Raw genomic sequence first — 19,144 nt, 5'->3', positions numbered from 1 at the left:
CAGCAGCCAGAACCGCCTCTGTCTCAGGAGCCGGTTGCGTCCGCGGCCGGGTCGAGGTGAGTGCGGAACCACGAGAGCGCAGCGCCGCTGGACCGTGACGTCGCCACCAGTCAGCCGTAGCCCGTCGGCACGGCGCCCTTCCACGCGTCAAAGGGCGGGATCCGACGAGTTGGAGAGGTGGGCCGGATCGCTCAGCGGTTCAGGCAGACGCCAGCTTCCGGATGCGCGGGTGGTTCTCCAGCGCCCACCGCACGGTCTTCGGCGGGCGTCCGAGCAGGGTTTCCAGTTGGTCGGTGGTGCCGCGGTAGCCGCCGCCGCCCTTCAGCCGGGTCAGGGTCTTGAGGTGCTCCGCGGTGTGCGGGAGCGCGGACAGGGCGGTGTCGACGTAGGTCTCGTTCCAGGTTTCGACGTCTTCGGGAACGTACGTGACCTCGCGTCCCAGAACGGCCGCGTAGTCCTCCGCGAACCCGTGCATGTCCTTCAGCTCCGGGCCGTTGAGGTCGTAGGACTTCGAGATGTGCGGCTCCGGGTCGGCCAGGATCTTCACGCACAGCTCCGCCACGTCGTAGCCCGCGATGGGCGCGAGCCGGTGGTCACCGAAGGGCAGGCGCAGTTCACCCCTGCTCAGCGGCTCCAGCGCCAGCCAGGTCATCAGGGGGTTCTCGACGAACATGGCCGCCCGGATGTTGACGGTCGGGAGGCCGGACCAGTCCAGCACCTGCTCGGCGACCCAGTGGGCGCGTTGCTGCGGCGACCAGTCCGCGACGAGTCCGCCGAGCCACGCACGCCGCTCTTCCTCCGGCGCGGTCATCTTGTCGAACGTCATGAACGACTGCTCGTACTCGGAGATGTTGACGAAGACCTCGATGTCGCCCTGGGCCCGTGCCGCGGCGGCCATCAGGCTGACGGCGTCGGTGTAGTACGGCGACAGGCTCATGCTGAAGTAGATGCGGCGGACGCCCTTCAGCGCGGCACTCACGTCGGCGATGGTGAGCAGGTCACCGACGAAGACCTCGGCCCCGGCCTGGCGGAGCGCATGCGCGCGTTCGTCGTCCTGGCGCACGAACGCGCGCACCGGGTGCCCTTGTTCGAGCAGCATGTCGACCATCGTTCGGCTCACACCACCGACTTCGCCGGCGGCACCGGTGATCAGGATGGGGTTGCGCTCTGGCATCAATGTGTCCTCTGTCTGGTGGTGGGGGGATTCAGCTGTTGAGAAAGCCACGTGGCCGATGCCGCGTAACGTCATCGGGACGCTGGGTCGTCGATGCGGGTGAGGGAGTCGAGGAGCGCGGCGTTGACCTCGGCGGGACGCTCCTGCTGCGTCCAGTGCCCGCAGCCCGGCAGCACCACCGGGCCGTGCAGGAGAGGTGCGACAGCGGTCAGCGGGTTGTCCGACCCGCCCTGGCCACGGACAATCTCGCTCAGCGAGCTGCCCCCGTCTGGGGGACGCAGCGCGGTGACCATGTCGCGGTCTCCACCACATACAGCGCAGGAACGTCGGTCCCGCGCCGCCGGAAGGGTGCGAGCAGTTCGTTGTTGCGTTCCTGCCCCTGCTCGGCGATGTGCAGTCTGACCCCGTTGACATCGACGAAACGGTGAGTGAGCGAACCTTCCACGCGGATCCTCATCGAGGTGCGTGAATGCGTGCTATTGCTTCAGTTGGCCGTACATGGCTTCCAGGTCGGCGGACAGCTGGGACTTGACCCAGCGGGTGGTGTCGTCGGCCAGCACCTCGTGCGCTCCTGCCTCGATGCCGTCGAGTGCGGCCACGGCGATGTCGCGGGGGTCGGCCTTGGGTGCGTCGACGCCCGAGGTCATGTCGGTGTCCACGTAGGCCATGTGGAGCCCGGTCACCGCGATGCCGCGCGGCTGCAACTCCAGGCGCAGGGAGTTGGTCTGCGACCACAAAGCGGCCTTGGAGGCGCCGTAGGGCGTGCCGTCGGCCAGCCAGGACAGAGCGGAGTGGGCGTTGAGGATGTGGCCCCCGCCGTTGCGCTCGATGACCGGCACGAAGGCCCGGGTGACCAGCAGCGGCCCGTAGAAGTTGGTCTCCAGATCCCGGCGCACGTCCTCCATCGGGGAGTTGAGGTACGAAGCGCGGACGGAGGCGCCGGCGTTGTTGATCAAAATGGTGACGTCCTGGGCCTGCTCGGCGGCCGCCGCCACAGATGCCGGGTCAGTGGCCTCGAGCGCCAGCGGAACGGCATCGGGGTGAGTCACCGTGCGCGGGTCACGGGCCGTGGCGTAGACCTTGCCGGCCCCGCGCGCATAGAGCTCCTCGACCAGCATCTTGCCGATGCCACGGCTGCCTCCGGTGACGAAGACGCTGGCGCCCTTGATTGTTGTCATGACTACCTCCACGAAGGTGAAAACCGATCGGTTTCCACCACCGTAAACCGATCGGTTTCGTCATGCAAGTCGGGTTGAGCACCGGGTGACTACGGCACGCGGGGGGCTTGAGTGTGGGCAGGCGTCAGCCGGCCGGCTGGTTCATCTTGCGGATCTGCTTGTCGAAAACCTGGGCGGGAGCGACGCGGCGCAGTATGCGCGCGCGTCCGGCCAGGGGGTCGGCGGTGTAGCGCAGCTTCGGTTTGGCGTCGGTCGCCGCCGCGACGATCGCCTTGGCGACGATGGCAGGGGCGTCACCGTCCCTGATGGCCTCCGCCATCACGCGGTCGACGGTCTGCCGCTGCTTCGCGTAGGCGTGCAGGGGGTTGTCGGGCTTCGCGCTGTTGGCCTCGAATCCCATCCTGGTGTAGGCGGGTTCGACGGTGAGCGCCCGGATGCCGTGGTCGCGGACCTCGTGGTCCAGGGGCTCGGTGTAGCCCTCGATCGCGTGCTCGGAGGCGGCGTAGGCGGCCATGTAGGGCTGGGGCAGGAACCCGAGTACGGACGAGATGTTGATGATGCGCCCACGTCGCTGAGCGCGCGTGTGCGGCAGGACCTCGTTCACCATGCGCATGACCCCGAAGATGTTGGTGTCGAAGACGCCCTGGGCCTGAGCGAGGGAGGTTTCCTCGGCCGCACCCATCGAGCCGACGCCGGCGTTGTTGACCAGGACGTCGATCCGCCCGAACCGCTCGCTCACCTCCTGGACCGCGGTGGCGACCGAGGCGTCACTGGCGACGTCGAGCCCGAGGAACGTCACGCCGTCGAGCGGGGTGACGCGTGAGGTGTCGCGGCTTGTGCCGACCACGTTGAATCCGGCTGCGACCAGGGCGAGCGCGGTTTCCTTCCCGATGCCGGACGAGGCACCCGTCCCCGAGCCACCGGCCGATCTGTCGTCATCAGGGACTCCCACGCCCACTCGAAACCGATCGGTTTTTGCTATAGTAAACCGATCGGTTTCCGTCTGCAGGTTCAAGCAGGGAGAATGACGTCATGGGAAGGATCAGTGCGCTGGAGAGGCGTGAGAGCGTCATCCGCGCGGCGGTCGGCGAGTTTGCGCGCACGGGCTACCACGGCACCTCCACCGCGGCGATCGCCCAGCGGGTCGGCGTCACGCAGCCGTATCTCTTCCGGCTCTTCCCGGACAAGAAGGCGATCTTCGTCGCCGCTCTGGCGCGGAGCATGGACGACACCCGCCTGGCTTTCGAGAGGGCGGTCGAGGGGGTGGAGGATGGCGAGCAGGCCCTCCAGGCAATGACGAGCGCTTACGCGCAGCTGATCTCGACGCGTCCCGAAACGCTCCTGATGCAGATGCAGGGATACGTCACCGTGGCGGCCGCCGAGGCGCAGGGCGATGACCTGATCGGCGAGCTCGTCCGGGCCGGCTGGATGAGACTGTGGGAAACCGTGTACCTGTCGCTGGGTGCCGATGTCCACGCGACCACAAGCTTCTTTGCTTGCGGCATGCTCGGCAACACTCTTACGGCCATCGGGCTTCCCTTCGATCGCAGAGAAGCAGGGGCGTGAGGCCACGGGCGCTGCTCCGGCTGCCGAAGTCGGGCATCAACCCGAAAGAGCGCTTCGGTCGCCGATCCTGCTCGAAGACGGGGCGGATCAGTGCATGTCCGCCGCGTCGAGCAGGGTGGTCACAGTGGGCGCGATGAGCCCGGTCAGATTGTCGGCGCCAATCCCCGCGCGGGCGCTGGCGCCGTCGAAGACCAGAATGAGCTGCCGGGCCAGCAGGTCGGGGTTACTCGCCCCACCCCGTTCGGCCTCGGAACGGAAAAAGGCCGTCAGGTTCTCTTTGATCTGGTGGGCCACCCGGCTCGCGGGGTGGCCCTGGTCCTTGAGTTCGATCTGCACAGCCAGGTACCGGCAGCCTTGGAAGTCGGGTACACCCGCCTGCGACTCCACCCGCTCGAAGACGTACTGGATCCGCTCGCGGGGGGAACGGCCATCATCCGCCGGGGGCAGGGCCCTCGCCACGAAGGCAGCGGCACGTTCCTTCAGGCTCGCCGCCAGCAGTTCATCCTTACTCTCGAACAGCTGGTACATGGAGCGCTTCGACACCCCCGCCGCCTTGCACAGCGCCTCGACGCCGATGCCGACACCGTCTCGGTAGGTGAGCGTGGCCGCCGCCTCCAGCAGCCGCTCCCGGGGGCTTTGCTTCACTTCGGTAGTCATACCGTGAGGTTAACTCGAATCGGACGAAATAGAAACCGATCGGTTTCCATGGAGTGTCGGGGAGACGCCCGCCGCCGGGCGGACGCCTGAAGGCCACTCAGAGGCTCGGCGACGGTCTTGGGGGAGAGGCCGTCGCCGAGCCCTGATGGTGCACGCGCCTCTCGTCCCCACGGGGGGCGACGCACACCGGGGCCACTCCGAGTAATGGCCCCGTCTTGGGTGAGCCGCCTTCCGCTACGCCGGGGCAGCGGTCTTCTCGGGCTCCGTCTCGACGGGGATACGGTGGAGCCCTTTGCGGTCGTACCAGTTGGTCATGCCGAAACCGAAGAGGGCGGCTGCCGCGAGGCCGACGGCCATCATGACCCAGCCCCGCGTCAGGCCGGCGTCGGCCTGGGCGTCGTAGTAGAGGATTGAGCGGATGCCGCCAGTGATCTGCCGCAGCGGTTCGAACTCCGCCAGGAAGCGGTAGAAACCGGGCAGCGCCTGAAGCGGCGTGGTGGCGTTGGCCGTCGGCACCGCCATCCCGATGAAGACCAGAGTGACCACCAGCATGCCGGGCGTGCCGAAGACGGCGAGCAGGGTGAGCGCGCCGATCCCGGTGACGGCGATGGCGCACACCGAGTACAGCCACAGCAGGGGCAGATGGGCGGCGTGCATTCCCATGAGGCCGACCGCGCCCACCATGACCAGGCTCCCCATCAGCAGCGACAGCCCGGCCATGAGAGTGCTGCTGATGGCGAGGGTCTGCACCCGGGTCGCCCGGATCAGCGGGCGGTGCAGGCGCAGCGGGCCCATGTCGTTGTGGGTGTAGCCGAGGGCGTGGTCCACCTGGCCGCTGATGACGTTGGCGGAGAGCATGCCGCAGACCACGAGGACGAGGGCGTAGTAGAACGCCGTCAGGCCCAGGCCACTGTGCGAGTCGAGGGGATGGCCGTCCTCGACGGTGACGGCGGCCGGGTCGGCCAGCAGGACGCGTGCCGCGGCGGGCAGCTTCGCCTGCCCGGTCCCGCCCTGGGACGTGAGCTCCTTGCCCACCTGGAGCGAGGCGCTTTCGGCCGCCTGCGTCGTCGCAGTCCGGGCCAGACTGGAGCCCACACTGCCGGCGGACTGGTTGGTCAGCACCGTCAGTGTCGGACGGGTCGGGGCCCCGGTGGTCGCGGCGCTGGTGAGTGCGGTGGTGGCGGAGGTGAAGTCGGCGGGGACGACGAGCGCGCCGTACAGCTTGCCCGTGCCGAGTTCCTCCTTCATCTCCTTCTCGTCCATCACCTTCCAGTCGATCTTGTCCCCGCTCGCGGTGGACTTCTTGATCGACTCGGTGATCCGAGCCCCGAGGTTGACCTGCTTGCCACCGACAGCGGCCCCCTTGTCGGCGTTGACCAGACCGACGGGCAGATTCTTCATGTGATCGACGGGATCGATGTTGGCCCCGACGTAGAACACGGTGAACAGCAGCGCGAGAACGCCCGTGATGACGCCATTGGCGATCCACAGGGGTTTGGCACGCAGGACGCGGAACGGATGAATACCACTCATGACTTACTCCGGTCTCGGACAACACGCTCATATCCGGAGAAGGGCGGACAGCTTCATCGCGGTCCGGCGCCCCTCGGAACGTTCAATCTCGGCACGCACGGCCGTCGACGCGGAACCGGAGATGCAGCACCCTGCCGGGACTCCGACTGATGAAACCGGTCGGTTTCAAGCCCATCGTAAACCGATCAGTTTACAAATTCCAAGTCGAGGCACCGGCCCGTATCCCGGCAGCGCCAGGAAGCCGCGTGCCGGCGCCATCCCTGTCATCGGGTCGCTGCGAGCCGCGAGTGGAGTGGCTCGCTTCAGGTCGCGCAAGCCCTCCAGGTCCGTCGCGCCGTCACCCATGGCCACGACCAACCACAGCCGCTTGCGGCTGGCTTCAGCGTGGCGTTCCATACCCGTGGATCCCCGGGATGGCGAGTTTTCCGCCTGTCTGTCCGGCCTGGTCAATGTCGGCGTCGTCCAGGCCGAGTTGGAGCTTGAGGTCGAGTTTCCCGACCGTGTCGTAGAGCCACTCCGGCACCGTGTCGGGGGTGAGGTGCAGGCGGAGGACGGGCGGTACGGGAACGCCTTCGACGGCGGAGAGGGTGCCCGTCAGGCTTTCGACGTACATGGTGATGCCGTCGCCTCGCAGCGTGGACGTCGAGCCGGGCGCCCCGTCGATGTGCTGGATCTGCGGGCCGACGGGCACCGCCATCTTCAGGTCACGGATCGTGACGCTCCCCGCGGAGAACTTGAGTACCCGCTTCGGTCCGGCGGCCGTGTTCACGGTCACCACGCCGTGGAAGACGAGGTCGTGCAGTTCGAGGCGGCTCCCCTTCATGTTCCATGCCTCGGCGGAGAATCGGCCGGCCTGATGGTCCTCGGGGGCCTTGAGGCCAGTGATGTCGCAGGTGCGGGCGGTTCCTCGGGTGAACTCCGGTCGGGGCGACGGCCCGGCTGTCCGGTGGCTGGGTGCAGGTGATGCGGGCGTGGTGGACAGCCGGGGCTCGGACGGTGCTGTGGCCTCTGGCCTCGAAGTGGCCGAGCTTGGTGGGGGGCTCGCGTCGGGCGACGGGCTCTGCTGCTCGGCGTCGTCGCGGAAGAGGGGACCGAGGATGTCCGCGAGGCTTGTTGTGGCGGAGGTTGCGCTGGGTGAAGGGGTGGGAGTGACGGCCGGTGCTGAGGGCGGCCCTGCTCCCTCGTCGTCCGTGTGCTCCGCCGGCTTGACGGGCTCCCCGCTCGGGTGAGCGCTGGACGTACGGGAATCAGCGGACGGGGTGGGGCTTGCGGGAGTCTCCGTCGCCGAGGCTGATGCGCCGTCGGGACGGGCGCAGTCGACACCGTGGTTTCCAGGTCCGCCCGGCCCCTCTTCGGAAACGGAGAGCGCCACGGTGGCGCTCGTGTCGGCGGACTCGGGGAGGCGTTGACTGCCCAGGATGAGGACGGTCGGCAGCGCGGTCAGCGCGAGAGCCCTCCCGACCGGCAGACGCAGGCGTGTCAGCGCGGACGTACGGGGGATGGCGTGCCGGCCTCTCGGCGGTCGAGCGAAGCGGGGTTCTGCGGCCTCGCCGTGAGTGTCGGGCGACTGGTCACTCACTCCCCTGTCCTCCCACCCGGTTGACGGCGGCTGACGGCCCCTCCGCGCCGTCGGCCATGTCCTCCGGGTGCCCGTCCCCGTCGACCGGGCCCCATGCCAGAGCCAGGAGTCCGCCCGCCGCCGCGAGCAGCGTGCCGACGAAGAATCCACCGAAATTGGAAATGGGAAGCGACAGCACGCCGAGGAACACCGCGACGCAGCCGGCGAAGAACCTGATGATCGGCTGGAACCAGAGGAGTCCGCCAAGGACGATCAGAGTCAGGCCGATGACCAGGGATCCGGCCCCCGCGGTGGTGGACATCGCCACGGACAGGGCGCCCAGGGAAAGGTTGAAATAAGGGAAGTAGATGATGGGCGCAGCGGCAAGGAGCACCAGCAGGCCCGCCCAGAAGGGACGGGTGCGCCGCCAGGCCTGGAAGTCCCGGCGAGCGCGGGTGAAGCCGCCGTCACTGCGGGGGTGCGCGGGTGCACCGGCACTCGTCATGTGGCAGCTCCCAAGTCGTGAGTGGGTGAGGGTGTCCGCGAGGACGGTGGAGCACTGCCGCCCCCTGGGCAGTCGCCGGTCGCTTCCGCGCGCGGGAGGCGAGGGGGCGGGAGCGAGGTCAGAAGCAGTCGTGGCGGCCGGCCGCGATGCTCATGTGCAGGCCCGCCAGTTCGAACGTTCCCGCAGTCGTGGCCCAGACCGTCTGGTGGGCATCGATGATCTCGACCGCGTCCGCCTGCTGGGCGTAGCCGTCGGGATCGACGTGGTCCTTCGGGTTGACCTGGCCCTTGGTCATGGAACCGGTGGCGACGCCGATGTCGACGTTCTTGAAGGTGCCGCTCTTGGCCTGGAGGTCGGTCATGTCGATGTACAGGTCCTTGGCCTTGACCGGCGTACCCGACCCACCGGCCTTGAGCGACATCGTGTAGGTCCCAAGGACGGGGATGTCCACCGGCACGGACTGGCACATGTCGGTGACCGTCGCGTTCTTGATGGACGAGACGGAGACGGGCACGTGCTTGCCGTTCTTGGCGACGTCCACCGTGGCGTAGTTGGCGAATCCGGTGCCGCTCAACTTGCCGGCCGAGACCTGGAAGGCAGAACCGGAGATGCTGAACGAAGCGGCCAGGGCGCCCTGAGCCATGGAAATGGCGACCGCCGCCGTGGCGGCCACGGTCGGCACCGCACCGATGGCGAAACGCTTCCAGTGGGTCTTGCCGATTCGCTGGGACATGGTGTGGTCTCCGTTGTCGATGCGTACGAGACGACCGGACCCAGAGCTGACTGGCCCGGGCCCGGGGCGGGGGGAGAACTGCGGCTGGGTGTGGCCGTGGCGGTGCAGGCGGCTTCCGCGGGCGCATGTCGTCCACGCGCACGGAGGAAGTGGGCACACCGAAGAAGCGCTCGATAGTGTTACTACCGAGTACTCGATAGTGACACTATCGATCCCGTCGGGGCAACCCCCGGTAACGCGATACTGGTGGGACAGTTGAGCGTGAGGGAGCGCATGAGGATTTCAGAGCTCAGCCGACGGTCCGGGGTGCCGATGGCGACCATCAAGTACTACCGACGGGAAGGGCTGCTTCCCGAGGGACGCGCGCTGAGCCCGACGGCGGTCGAGTACGGCGAGGAGCACATCCAGAGGCTCCGTCTGATCCGTTCTCTCATCCAGCTCGGCGGACTGTCTGTCGCGCGTACCCGTGAAGTGCTCGATGCGGTGGACCGTCCACTGGATGCGTTCGAGACCCTGGGCGTCGTCCACCATGCACTGCCCGTGCCCTCCGCAGACAAGAACGCGAAGGGCACGAAGGACGACGACGGGCCGGACAGCGCTGTCGACGAAGCGGTGTCAGGTGAAGGAACCGCAGCGAGCGTCGACGCTCTCATCGAGACCATGGGCTGGCGGATCTCCGCCGCATCGCCGCACCGCCCGGCACTCGCCGAAAGTCTCGCGGCGCTGAGCCGCCTCGGCACCGACTACACGGCCGACGACCTCATCCCCTACGCACAGCTCGCCACCTCCACCGCCGATTTGGACTTCGCGCAGTTCGAGGGGATCGAGGACCGTATCGCCCTCGCCGAGCGGGCGGTGGTCCTCACCGTGCTGTTCGAGCCGGTCGTCCGGCTGCTACGGCGCCTGGCCCAGGAGGACGCGAACCACCGTCGCCATGATCGCCGTGCATGTGGGCGGGGCGAGCACCCGGAGGAGTGAGTCCCCAGCAGTGCACCGCCGACACCCCCCGCTCGCGACGGCAGCGAGGGCAGAAGTGCCCCGGGTGAAGACACTTCGGCCCTCGGGAGGGTTCAGCCCGTGGCGACGGGGACCCGCTCGTCGGTGTCCTCCGGCACGTCGGTCTCCTTGATGCCGAACCGGTCGTAGAAGCGGGCCAGCGGACCCGGGCCCACCAGGCCGCCCTGCCCAGCAGTCTCATGACGGCCGTTCCCAGCAGGATGCGCACCACCCCGACCGCCGCGAGTGGCACGCACATCAGCACCGCGGCGCTCACGACCAGGCGGCCGACGGGCTGCAGCCCGGTCGCCACGGCTTCCGTGCTGTCGCCCAGCTGGTCGTACTGCTCCCGCATTCGGGACACCAGGAACACCTCGTAGTCCATGGAGAGCCCGAAGATCGCGGTCAGCGACAGGTTCAGGGGTTCGCGGACGTGGCGTGAGCCCGGAGCCGGTACCGCTCCGGGCCTGAACGTACGGTTCAGCGGGACTCTTTCGGGTCGCGTCCCGCGAGGTGGTACATGAGTCCCCGCTGCCCTGGCCGGTCTATCCTGCCGGGACCCGTTCTGAAATGATCAGTTCTGAAATGATCAGTTGAAGGACAGCAGCGGGTGAACCAGGCCACTCGGATCCTGGGGACATTGGACGGACTCGGCGGGCTGCGGGCGGTCACGTACCGCTGTACCGCAGACTGGGTCGATCACTTGACCGACCAGGGATGGTTTTCATGACTAACCGGCCTTTGACGCTGATGGCAGTGCACGCCCACCCGGACGACGAGGCTACGGGAACTGGGGGTGTCCTGGCGCGTTACGCGGCGGAGGGCATCCGCACGGTGCTCGTCACGTGCACCGACGGTAGCTGCGGTGACGGTCCGGGGGGCACCAAGCCGGGCGACCCCGGGCATGATCCAGCTGCCGTTGCCGTGATGCGTCGAGGCGAGCTCGAAGCGAGCTGTGACGTCCTGGGGGTCGGTCATCTTGAGCTGCTCGGGTACGCCGACTCCGGGATGATGGGCTGGCCGGCCAACACCGCGCCCGGATCGTTCTGGAGTACGCCCGTGGATGAGGCAGCCGCTCGGCTGGCCCAACTGATGCTGCGTTACCAGCCTGATGTCGTCGTGACCTACGACGAGAACGGGTTCTACGGCCACCCCGATCACATCCAGGCGAACCGGATCACGATGGCAGCGCTGTCGCTGACCGGGATGACGTCGAAGGTGTACTGGACGACGGCGCCGCGCTCGATGATGAAGGAGTTCGGGCAGATCATGCGCGAGTTCGGCGCGGACTGGGAGGAGCCGGGTCCGTCCGAAGCCGGAGCGGGGCCCGAAATCGGCCTGCCCGACGAGGAGATCACCACGTGGGTGGACACCACCGACTTCGCCGGCCAGAAGTTCGACGCGCTGGCCGCGCATGCCAGCCAGGGTGAGAACATCTTCTTCCTGCGGATGGGCAAGGAGAGGTTCACGCAGCTCATGGGCGTGGAGACGTTCGTCCGGATCCACGACACCACCGGCGCGCCCCAGTCCGAGAACGACCTCTTCGCCGGCCTGCGCTGAGCGCGAGCGGTTCGCCGCCGCCTCCGGTCTCCCGCCCGTCCGGCCGCACGACCTCCGGCACGGCGCGGTCACCTTCATGCTCGCCGCAGAGGTTGTCGGAGCCTTGTTCAAGGCGGACCACGCGCGTCCTGTCCTCGTTGAAGGCCAGTCCCCTCGGCGCCGGCCAGACCGCGAGCTGCTGCTTGACCTGTCGGGCCTGTTCCTCGCTGACGCACAAGGCCACCAGATCGTCGGCACAACGGATCACCGCGGGGGTGCCCGGCTCCGACCTACCGGCGTGCCTCATGCCATCAGGGAGGTACCGGCCCCGGTCTGACCGCCGCCTGACGCGGGCCGGAGAGGTCACACGAGCCTGACCGTCCCGGCGTCGATCGGCAGGCGGACCAGGAGATAGGGCTTGCGGCGCAGGTCCTTGCCCTCGTGGAAGGGCGACAGCCGGTTGAGCTGGTTGGCGATGGCGTACAGGTGCCGGTCCGAGGCGACGGACAGGGTGTCGACCCAGAGCAGGTCGCGTCCCTGGGCGAGGGTCCGGTAGGTGCCGTTCGGGCTCCTGCGCCAGATGGAGTTGTGTTCCAGGTCGCCGCCGTAGAGCCGCCCCCTGTCGTCGCTCTCCAGGCCGTCGGCCATCGGCTTGAACCCGTGGTCCTCGACGGTCGCCGCCACCTCGGCGTCCGTGGCGTCCGGGTCGGCGAGGGCGTCGATGGACACGCTGTGCAGCCGGCGACTGGAGAGCGGGCAGTAGTACAGGCGCGTGCCGTCGGCGCTGAGAGCGATGCCGTCGGAGCCGGTCTCGTAAGAGGTGGGCTCGCCGCCCGCGGGGCGGACCATGAAGGGTTCGCCATCGATGATCGGAACGAAGTCCGGGTCCGGGAGTACCGAGGGGTGCCCGGCCAGCCGCCGCCAGGAGCGGCCCGTGGCGAGGTCGACCACGATGATGCCGTTCGAGCCGCCCGAGTCGGTGATGAAGGCCACGCCCTCGGCGCCGCGCCGCAGGTCGAAGCGCACGTCGTTGGGGTAGCTGTTCGCCGGCACCACCTCGGGCGGGAAGAGGATCTTCCGTACGATCCGGTCCGTGCGCAGGTCGACCGCCACGAGCTTGGGACCGCCGTAGGAGGACCCGGCGAACAGCGGACTTCCGGTGTCGAGGATCCACAGCCGGTCGGCCGGGTCGACGACGACGCTCTGCACCGACTGGAAGTGCCCGGCCAGGTCTGAGGCGTCCTGACGGTTCACCTCGGCGTCGGGGTAGGCCACCGGCTTCCCGCCCCGCAGTTCGGCGACCGTGAACGGGACATCGTCGCCCCAGCGGGGAAAGTTGACGAAGATGCGGCCGCGGCGCGAGACGGTGACCCCCGTCGGCATCGCGCCCCAGAAGCGGGCAACGACCTCGTAGTTTCCGGCTGTTGAACTGGAGGTGGATGCGGAGGCGGATGCGGGCCCTGCGAGTTGGGTGGCGGCCAGCGAGGCGGTGGCCGCCGTAAGGAACGTACGTCGATTCATGGGAGCGTCTCCTGCTGGGTCAAGTCGCTGGAGCGCGCGGCGAGTTGCCGCATCACCTCGGCGCTTAGGGGGATCGGCCGGACGCTGCCGTGGCCGGTGGAGGACGCCGCCTCCAACAGCCGCTCGTGGGGAGTCGGCTTCGCCCGTGTGGTCATGGCGAGCCGAAGCCCACCTGGATGACACGTACTTCCTGCGTTTCTGCGACCCGAAGCTGTCCGCCGAGGACATCGCCTGCGGCTGCCGCCGACTCCTCGAAGGGGAACGGGGTCAAACGGCCGGTGGACCTGGTGCTCTCAGGTCCGCCGGACTGCCGGGCGGGTCTTCGCGACCATGCTGCGGTCCCCCGAGGAGACCATCGCGTGAATGGGTACGGTGCTGACGCTCATGAGCGTCGCAAGGCCCCGGCGGCCCTGCTGGCGAGCGAGCGCCGGACCCATGAGGTGCATCAGGGCGGTGAGGGCCGGCATCGGACGCCCGAAGAGCGTGATCTCCGTGATGCGTGCTTGGTCGTCGAGCCGCAGCATCTGCACCTCCTCGAACGACTGGGAACCCACCCGCGCCCGGTAGACCAGGGCGTACGTGTCGCCCTCGCCGGTCTGGGTGTGGTAGTGGACGTCCTTGACCGCCGCGAACGCCACGGTCAGGAAGTCGCGCAGCTGGTCAGATCCCTCGAAGGGGAACTGGTCGGTGAGCGGCGAGCTGAGCACGACGTCCGGGCTCAGGCATGCGACCGCGGCTTCGACATCACCGCGTTCCTCGGCGGAGCGCCAGCGCGCGATGGTAGTGGCGGCGGAGTGCAGGGTCTCGGACACGGGTCTCTCCCGGTATCAACGGCGCGATGGGGGGTGTGGGGTGGTGGGTGTCAGCCGGTGAGCTTGTTCATCGTGCGGATCTGCTTGTCCAGGACCCAGGCGGGAACGAAGCGGAGCATGCGTGCGCGTCCGGCCATGGGGCCGGCGGCGTAGCGCAGTTTCGGCTTCGCGTCGGTCGCTGCCGTGACGATCGCCTTGGCGACGACGGCGGGGTCGTCGCCGGCCTTGATCGCCTCTGTCATCAGGCGGTCGAAGACGTGTCGCTGGTTCGCGTAGGGCTGCAGGGGGGTGTCGGGCTTCGCGCTGTTGGCCTCGAATCCGGTCCTGGTGTAGGCGGGTTCGACGAGAAGCGACCGGACGCCGTACTCCCGGACCTCGTGGTCCAGGGACTGGGAGTAGCCCTCGATCGCGTGCTTCGACGCGCCGTAGACGGCCATGTAGGGAGCGGGGATGAACCCCTGCACGGACGAGAGGTTGATGATGCGCCCGCGTCCCTGGGCACGCATGTGCGGCAGGACCTCGTTCACCATGCGCATGACCCCGAAGACGTTGATGTCGAAGACGCCCTGGGCCTGCGCGACGGACGTTTCCTCGGCCGCGCCGATCGAGCCGATGCCGGCGTTGTTGACCAGGACGTCGATCCGCCCGAACCGCGTGATCACCTGCTGGACCAAGGCGGTGACCGACTTGTCACTGACCACGTCGAGGTCGAAGAACGTCACACCCTGGAGCGGGGTGACGCGTGAGGTGTCGCGGCCTGTGCCGGCCACGTCGAAACCCGCCGCGACCAGCGCGAGTGCCGTTTCCCTGCCGATGCCGGAGGACGCGCCCGTCACGAGGGCCACCGGCCGATTTGTCGTCATCATGCACTCCCGAAATCATCCGGGAAACCGATCGGTTTCCCCTTGGCTTCACTGTAAACCGATCGGTTTCCCATGCGCAAGCTCAAGCAGGGAACCGATCTCGGGCACGTGTCACCGGCCGGCTTCAGGTTGAGCCGGCCGGCGCCCGCCGGCATGGCGGCACGGGCCGGATGAGCAGGCATGACAGACGTGAGAGCGTCATCCCCACGCCGCGATCGCCGAGTTCGCACTCAAGGGCTACTACGGCACCTCTGCCACGGCGACTGCCAGGCGTGCCGGTGTCACGCAGCCGCACCTCTTCCGGCTGGCTGCGGGCAGGAAGGCGATCGTCGCCGCCTTGACGCGGAGTACGGACGACGCCCGCCTGGCGTTCGAGAGCGTGGCCAAAGGGATGAGGGGGTGCGCGGGCCAGGCCGCCCCGGGGCGGGGGCGCCGGCGGGGGCGCAGGCGGGGGGTGATCCCCAATCGTTCAGCAGCTCCCACGACGCAACGGGCCCGTCATGGTTCGCGGTCGCTCAGCCCGATCGCCTTGCGTCGCTTCCGGATGGACGATGGGTATGGAGCCCGTCCGGCAGTCGATAACCAGCAGGTGCGCCGCACCTGCGTTCATTGTGCGTGGTTCTCGCGGGCCTGCCTGATCGAAACAGGGCCGCCGAGTGCGCCGGACCGGTGAACAGGGGCCATGGGCTGCCGTCCGGTGCGGAAAGCTCCTGAAGGAATCCGGGCCTGCGTGATCAGGGCTGATCGCTGATGGCTCGGTAGGCCGCGATGAACAGGGTGTAGCACAGGTCGATCAGTTCTTCGACGGTGGCGTTCTGGTGGCCGAGCGTCCAGTCCACGAGGAGTTCGTTGACTCCGCCGACCAGGCTCATCGCGGTCATGGTGAGCCGGCTGGAGGAGGCTTCCGGGCCAGGGAGCGGTCCGACGACGGCGGCGACCATTGCGGCGAATTCGTGCAGGACCTCACGGCGGCGTACTTCGAGGCGGGGGCTGGCGCCCACGACCTCGATGAGCACCAGGCGGGCCATGCGGGCGTCGCCGGCCAGTGTGCGGATGAACACCTCGAGGCCGGCGCGCAGCTGGGCGTCGACATCGGGTGCGGCAGCGGCTGCGGCCTGCGCGGTTTCGGCGCTGATCGTAGCGATCAGCTCGTTGTAGACCCCGGCGAGAAGGTCTTCGCGGTCGCGGAACGACTCGTAGAAGTAGCGCTCGGTCAGTCCGGCATGCGAGCACACCTGCTTGACGGAGGCCGAGGCGTATCCGACCGTGCCGAACATGTCGAGGCCTGCCTGGATCAGGCGGGTGCGGCGCTCCTGCTGTCGTTGCGCCGCATCACGTCCGCCGTAGCGCCGCCCGGCGGTCTGTGTGCCGGTCATTCTTCCCCTTCGCAGAGGTGTTGACACCGGTGTGCTCCGAACTGACACTCTAGCTTGTCAGTTCATCTGACACGGCATCGTGTCAGACATGCGTGGGGGCCGCTTGCCGCTCAGCGTTCCGCTCATGCTCAGGGCAAGGAAGGGGCTCGGCCGTGGCAGCACCGCCCAAATACCCGTACGCGTTCAGCCGGAGAGCCCGCGACAGGCTCTCTCGCACACAACCGCTGACCGGCCGAGTGATCGCGGTCACCGGGGCGGGCCGCGGAATCGGGCGTGCCGTCGCGGCCCGGCTCGCCGCGGCCGGAGCCGCCGTGGCGATCGGCGATCTCGACGCGGAGCTTGCCGTGGAGACGGCTGGTGCCATCGGCGCGCATCCCGGTGGCCGGCTGCTCGGGCTGTCTCTCGACGTCACCGACACACCTTCCTTCGATGACTTCCTGCACACGGTCGAGACCCGGCTGGGGCCGATCGACGTACTGGTCAACAACGCCGGAATCATGTGGGTGGGCCCCTTCGAGGAGGAACCGGAGGAAGCCGCCCTGCGCCAGTTCGACGTCAACGTCCACGGCGTAGTGCGTGGGATGAAACTCGTGATCCCGGGGATGCGGAAACGCGGTCGCGGCCACGTGGTGAACATCGCCTCCGCCGCCAGCAAGGTCGCCCCGCCCGGCGAGGCGACCTACGCGGCGACGAAGCACGCCATCCACGGCTACAGCACAGCCGTCCGCGCCGAACTGCGCGGCACCGGCGTGCACGTGTCCCTGGTGATGCCCGGCGTCGTGGACACCGAGCTGGCCGTGGGCACCGCGACCGGCCCCACCCGGCGCCTGACGACGGATCAGGTGGCCGACGCGGTGCTCGACGTCGTGCTGCGCCCGCGGTTCGAGGTCTTCGTTCCACGCCAGGTAGCCGCCCTGACCCGGTTGGCCGCGCTGCTGCCGGGCCGTGCCCGCGACGCCCTGCATCACCTCCTTGTCCCCGACCAGCTCGCCGCCCTGTCCGACCGGTCGGTCCGCGCGGCGTACGAGCAGCGCACCCGGACCGCCCGCCTGCCCGAAGGATGAGACCGTGACCACCACGCCCAAACTGGCGCCCAGCGCGAAGAAGGCCCAGGACGCCGCCGCTCCGCGTCCCATCCCCGAATTCGAAGGTGTCCACGACGTATGGCCGCGCGGTGACCGGCTGCGCGCCGTGCGCAGCGCCGCGGCCTCCTACCGTGAGCGGTTCATCCAGCAGGGCCGCATCCACGCCGTCCGCAGTTTCGACATCGCCGCCGCCCCGTACCCGACCCGGTTCGGCTTCCACGGCGCCGCGCTCTCCGTCAACCCGTTCGTGAGCATTGTCAACCGGATGCTCGTCGTGCAGTTCGAGGGCTTCGACGGTGAGCCGAAAACACTGGTCTGGGAGCCGACCGTCGCCGCCGGAACGGCTCAAGCGCCGTTCTACGCCCAGCTCAAGCGTCTGGCGGGGGACTTTCTCACCGAGCACGTCTTTGCCCGCTTCTACCAGGACCCGAACACCGTCCTGCCCTCCTGCGGTCTGCGACCCGAGGACGTGGACTTCGTCAGCTTCGACCACCTGCACGTCCAGGACGTGCGCATGATCATGGGAAGTACCAGCACCATTCCGGGGGAACGGGCGCCCCGCGAAGCGCTGTTCCCGCGCGCCCGGTTGTTGGTGCACCGCAGGGAGCTGGGCACCTTCGAATCGGTGCATCCGATGCAGTGGGCCTGGTACGTCGACGGAGGCATGGACGGGGTACCTGACGAGCGCGTCACCGCTTTCGACGGCGATGTCGAACTCGGTGTCGGCGTCAGCCTGCTGTGGACCCCCGGCCACACGGACGGCAACCACTCCCTGGTGCTGAACACCCCCGACGGGGTGTGGGTCTCCTCCGAGAACGGCATCTCGGCCGACAACTGGCAGCCCGAGCTCTCCCGCATCCCCGGGGTGCGCCGCCACGCCGCGTTCTACGGCCATGAGGTGGTGCCCAACGCCAACACCCTGGAGGACTCTCTCGACCAGTACGACTCGATGGTCAAGGAGAAGACCCTCGCCGACCCCAGCCGACGCGATCCGCGCTGGCTGCAGATCCTGCCCTCCTCGGAGCTGGCCCCCTTCAAGCGGCACTGGCCGGTGCTGCCCAGCTTCCTCCACGGCGGTCTGAACTACGGCGAACTGACCCCTTCCGGCAGTGGCCGATGACCGGCCCGGCCGCCTGCCGGATCGCCACTGACGGCGTGGAGTTGGCCGCCTACCAATGGGGAGCGTCCACGGCTCCTCCGGTGGTGCTGGTCCACGGCTACCCGGACACCAGCGCCGTGTGGCACCCCGTCGCCGAGCGCCTGGCCGACCGCTTCCACGTCACCGCCTTCGACGTGCGGGGAGCCGGTGCCTCCCACCGGCCCAGGGGTCTGCGCGCCTACCGGATGTCCCGCCTGGAAGCCGACCTGGAGGCGGTTCTCGACGCCGTGAGCCCCGACCGCCCGGTGCACCTGGTCGGACACGACTGGGGATCGATCCACTCCTGGGAGTCGGTCACCGGCACCCGCCTGGCCGGGCGGATCGCCTCGTTCACCTCCATCTCCGGACCCTGCCTGGACCACGTCGGCCACCTGATCCGGGCCCGCCTTCGGCCGCGGCATCCGGACCTGCCGAAGATGCTGCGGCAGGCCGCACGGTCCTGGTACATCGCCTACTTCCATCTTCCGCTCCTGCCCGCCCTGACCTGGAGAGCGCTGGGACACCGCTGGCGCGCCTTCCTCACCGGATCCCAAGGCGTACCCGGGCACACCCCCTACCCCGCGCCGACGCTGACCCGCGACGCCGTGACGGGCACCGCGCTGTACCGCGCCAACATGCTGCCCCGCCTGCTGCGTCCCCGGGACCGGCCGACCACCGTCCCGGTTCAACTCGTCATCCCCACCCGCGACTTCTGCGTCACCCCGGTGCTGTCGTACGGAGTGGAGCACTGGACGCGCCAGATACAACGGCGCCCGATCGACGCCGGGCACTGGGTACAGCTCAGCCACCCCGAGGAGATCGCGTCCCGGATCGCGGAATTCGCCCACCGCGTCGAAGACGGCTCCCGCCGCGATCAGGAACACACCGCGCACCCGATCTGACAGCCCAA

The 19,144-nt window shown here is 68.6% G+C and carries 20 protein-coding genes and 2 pseudogenes; 7 read left to right on the top strand and 15 right to left on the bottom strand.

The features are described from left to right. Positions 1–199 precede the first annotated feature (199 nt). From OG607_RS19615 to OG607_RS19600, 4 genes and pseudogenes are all read right to left on the bottom strand, one after another. Positions 200–1,174, bottom strand: a complete 975-nt coding sequence (locus OG607_RS19615; RefSeq protein WP_405724705.1) for an NmrA family NAD(P)-binding protein — start codon at positions 1,172–1,174, stop codon at positions 200–202. Between the two features lie 71 nt (positions 1,175–1,245). Beyond that, positions 1,246–1,467: an alpha/beta fold hydrolase gene (locus tag OG607_RS19610; protein ID WP_405724702.1), complete on the bottom strand. Its 222-nt coding sequence runs from the start codon at positions 1,465–1,467 to the stop codon at positions 1,246–1,248. 183 nt (positions 1,468–1,650) lie between these two features. Next, positions 1,651–2,352 (bottom strand): SDR family oxidoreductase, encoded by a 702-nt coding sequence (locus OG607_RS19605; protein WP_405724699.1) that lies wholly within the window; start codon positions 2,350–2,352, stop codon positions 1,651–1,653. 124 nt (positions 2,353–2,476) lie between these two features. After that, positions 2,477–3,291 (bottom strand): annotated as a pseudogene (locus tag OG607_RS19600) (oxidoreductase). A gap of 93 nt (positions 3,292–3,384) precedes the next feature. Here OG607_RS19600 and OG607_RS19595 point away from each other — a divergent pair. Then, positions 3,385–3,918 (top strand): TetR/AcrR family transcriptional regulator, encoded by a 534-nt coding sequence (locus OG607_RS19595; RefSeq protein WP_405724696.1) that lies wholly within the window; start codon positions 3,385–3,387, stop codon positions 3,916–3,918. Between the two features lie 87 nt (positions 3,919–4,005). Here the strand turns inward: OG607_RS19595 and OG607_RS19590 are convergent, their stop codons facing one another. The 5 genes from OG607_RS19590 to OG607_RS19570 form a co-directional block, all read right to left on the bottom strand. Then, positions 4,006–4,575, bottom strand: a complete 570-nt coding sequence (locus OG607_RS19590; protein ID WP_405724693.1) for a TetR/AcrR family transcriptional regulator — start codon at positions 4,573–4,575, stop codon at positions 4,006–4,008. A 234-nt stretch (positions 4,576–4,809) separates the two neighbouring features. Then, complete coding sequence (locus OG607_RS19585) at positions 4,810–6,108, bottom strand: SNG1 family protein (protein ID WP_405724691.1); 1,299 nt, start codon at positions 6,106–6,108, stop codon at positions 4,810–4,812. 379 nt (positions 6,109–6,487) lie between these two features. Then, entirely contained in the window at positions 6,488–6,931 is a 444-nt protein-coding gene (locus OG607_RS19580; RefSeq protein WP_405724689.1) for a hypothetical protein, read from the bottom strand. 748 nt (positions 6,932–7,679) lie between these two features. Continuing rightward, positions 7,680–8,171, bottom strand: coding sequence for a DUF6114 domain-containing protein (locus OG607_RS19575; RefSeq protein ID WP_405724687.1), 492 nt, complete (start codon positions 8,169–8,171; stop codon positions 7,680–7,682). 118 nt (positions 8,172–8,289) lie between these two features. Beyond that, positions 8,290–8,904, bottom strand: a complete 615-nt coding sequence (locus tag OG607_RS19570; RefSeq protein WP_405724685.1) for a DUF6230 family protein — start codon at positions 8,902–8,904, stop codon at positions 8,290–8,292. A gap of 273 nt (positions 8,905–9,177) precedes the next feature. Between OG607_RS19570 and OG607_RS19565 the strand changes: the two genes are divergently transcribed. Then, entirely contained in the window at positions 9,178–9,882 is a 705-nt protein-coding gene (locus OG607_RS19565; RefSeq protein WP_405724683.1) for a MerR family transcriptional regulator, read from the top strand. 298 nt (positions 9,883–10,180) lie between these two features. Here OG607_RS19565 and OG607_RS19560 read toward each other — a convergent pair. Further along, positions 10,181–10,285: pseudogene (locus OG607_RS19560) on the bottom strand (MMPL family transporter); the annotation flags it as partial. A gap of 341 nt (positions 10,286–10,626) precedes the next feature. Between OG607_RS19560 and OG607_RS19555 the strand changes: the two are divergent. Next, positions 10,627–11,460, top strand: coding sequence for a PIG-L family deacetylase (locus tag OG607_RS19555; protein ID WP_405724681.1), 834 nt, complete (start codon positions 10,627–10,629; stop codon positions 11,458–11,460). A 342-nt stretch (positions 11,461–11,802) separates the two neighbouring features. Here OG607_RS19555 and OG607_RS19550 read toward each other — a convergent pair whose 3' ends face one another. The 4 genes from OG607_RS19550 to OG607_RS19535 all read right to left on the bottom strand — a co-directional run bounded on the left by OG607_RS19550 (position 11,803) and on the right by OG607_RS19535 (position 14,635). Further along, complete coding sequence (locus OG607_RS19550; protein ID WP_405724679.1) at positions 11,803–12,960, bottom strand: L-dopachrome tautomerase-related protein; 1,158 nt, start codon at positions 12,958–12,960, stop codon at positions 11,803–11,805. Next, positions 12,957–13,115, bottom strand: coding sequence for a hypothetical protein (locus OG607_RS19545; RefSeq protein WP_405724677.1), 159 nt, complete (start codon positions 13,113–13,115; stop codon positions 12,957–12,959). Before OG607_RS19545 ends, OG607_RS19550 begins: the two co-directional genes overlap by 4 nt. A 138-nt stretch (positions 13,116–13,253) precedes the next feature. Then, complete coding sequence (locus OG607_RS19540) at positions 13,254–13,772, bottom strand: nuclear transport factor 2 family protein (protein ID WP_405724675.1); 519 nt, start codon at positions 13,770–13,772, stop codon at positions 13,254–13,256. A 50-nt stretch (positions 13,773–13,822) separates the two neighbouring features. Further along, the gene (locus OG607_RS19535) at positions 13,823–14,635 is read right to left on the bottom strand and encodes an oxidoreductase (RefSeq protein WP_405736912.1); all 813 of its coding nucleotides are present in this window, start codon (positions 14,633–14,635) and stop codon (positions 13,823–13,825) included. 214 nt (positions 14,636–14,849) lie between these two features. Here OG607_RS19535 and OG607_RS19530 point away from each other — a divergent pair, with 214 nt between their 5' ends. Then, on the top strand, positions 14,850–15,308 hold the full coding sequence (locus tag OG607_RS19530; protein WP_405736909.1) for a hypothetical protein: 459 nt from the start codon (positions 14,850–14,852) through the stop codon (positions 15,306–15,308). A 61-nt stretch (positions 15,309–15,369) separates the two neighbouring features. On the opposite strand, the gene OG607_RS19525 is transcribed toward OG607_RS19530, so the two are convergent. Next, positions 15,370–16,011, bottom strand: a complete 642-nt coding sequence (locus tag OG607_RS19525) for a TetR/AcrR family transcriptional regulator (protein WP_405724673.1) — start codon at positions 16,009–16,011, stop codon at positions 15,370–15,372. A gap of 152 nt (positions 16,012–16,163) precedes the next feature. Between OG607_RS19525 and OG607_RS19520 the strand changes: the two genes are divergently transcribed. Genes OG607_RS19520 through OG607_RS19510 form a run of 3 tightly spaced genes read left to right on the top strand, consistent with a single transcriptional unit; the run spans position 16,164 to position 19,136 of the window. Then, positions 16,164–17,075: an SDR family oxidoreductase gene (locus OG607_RS19520; protein ID WP_405724671.1), complete on the top strand. Its 912-nt coding sequence runs from the start codon at positions 16,164–16,166 to the stop codon at positions 17,073–17,075. 4 nt (positions 17,076–17,079) lie between these two features. After that, positions 17,080–18,216 carry a hypothetical protein gene (locus tag OG607_RS19515; RefSeq protein WP_405724669.1) on the top strand — a complete coding sequence of 379 codons (1,137 nt, stop codon included), beginning with the start codon at positions 17,080–17,082 and terminating at the stop codon, positions 18,214–18,216. Beyond that, positions 18,213–19,136 (top strand): alpha/beta fold hydrolase, encoded by a 924-nt coding sequence (locus tag OG607_RS19510; RefSeq protein ID WP_405724667.1) that lies wholly within the window; start codon positions 18,213–18,215, stop codon positions 19,134–19,136. Before OG607_RS19515 ends, OG607_RS19510 begins: the two co-directional genes overlap by 4 nt. The last annotated feature ends 8 nt before the right edge of the window (positions 19,137–19,144 follow it).

Source organism: Streptomyces sp. NBC_01537 (assembly GCF_045040445.1).
In the GTDB taxonomy this organism is placed as follows: domain Bacteria; phylum Actinomycetota; class Actinomycetes; order Streptomycetales; family Streptomycetaceae; genus Actinacidiphila.
The sequence above is the reverse complement of the archived record's forward strand: the minus strand, read 5'-3'. Positions and strand labels throughout refer to the sequence as shown.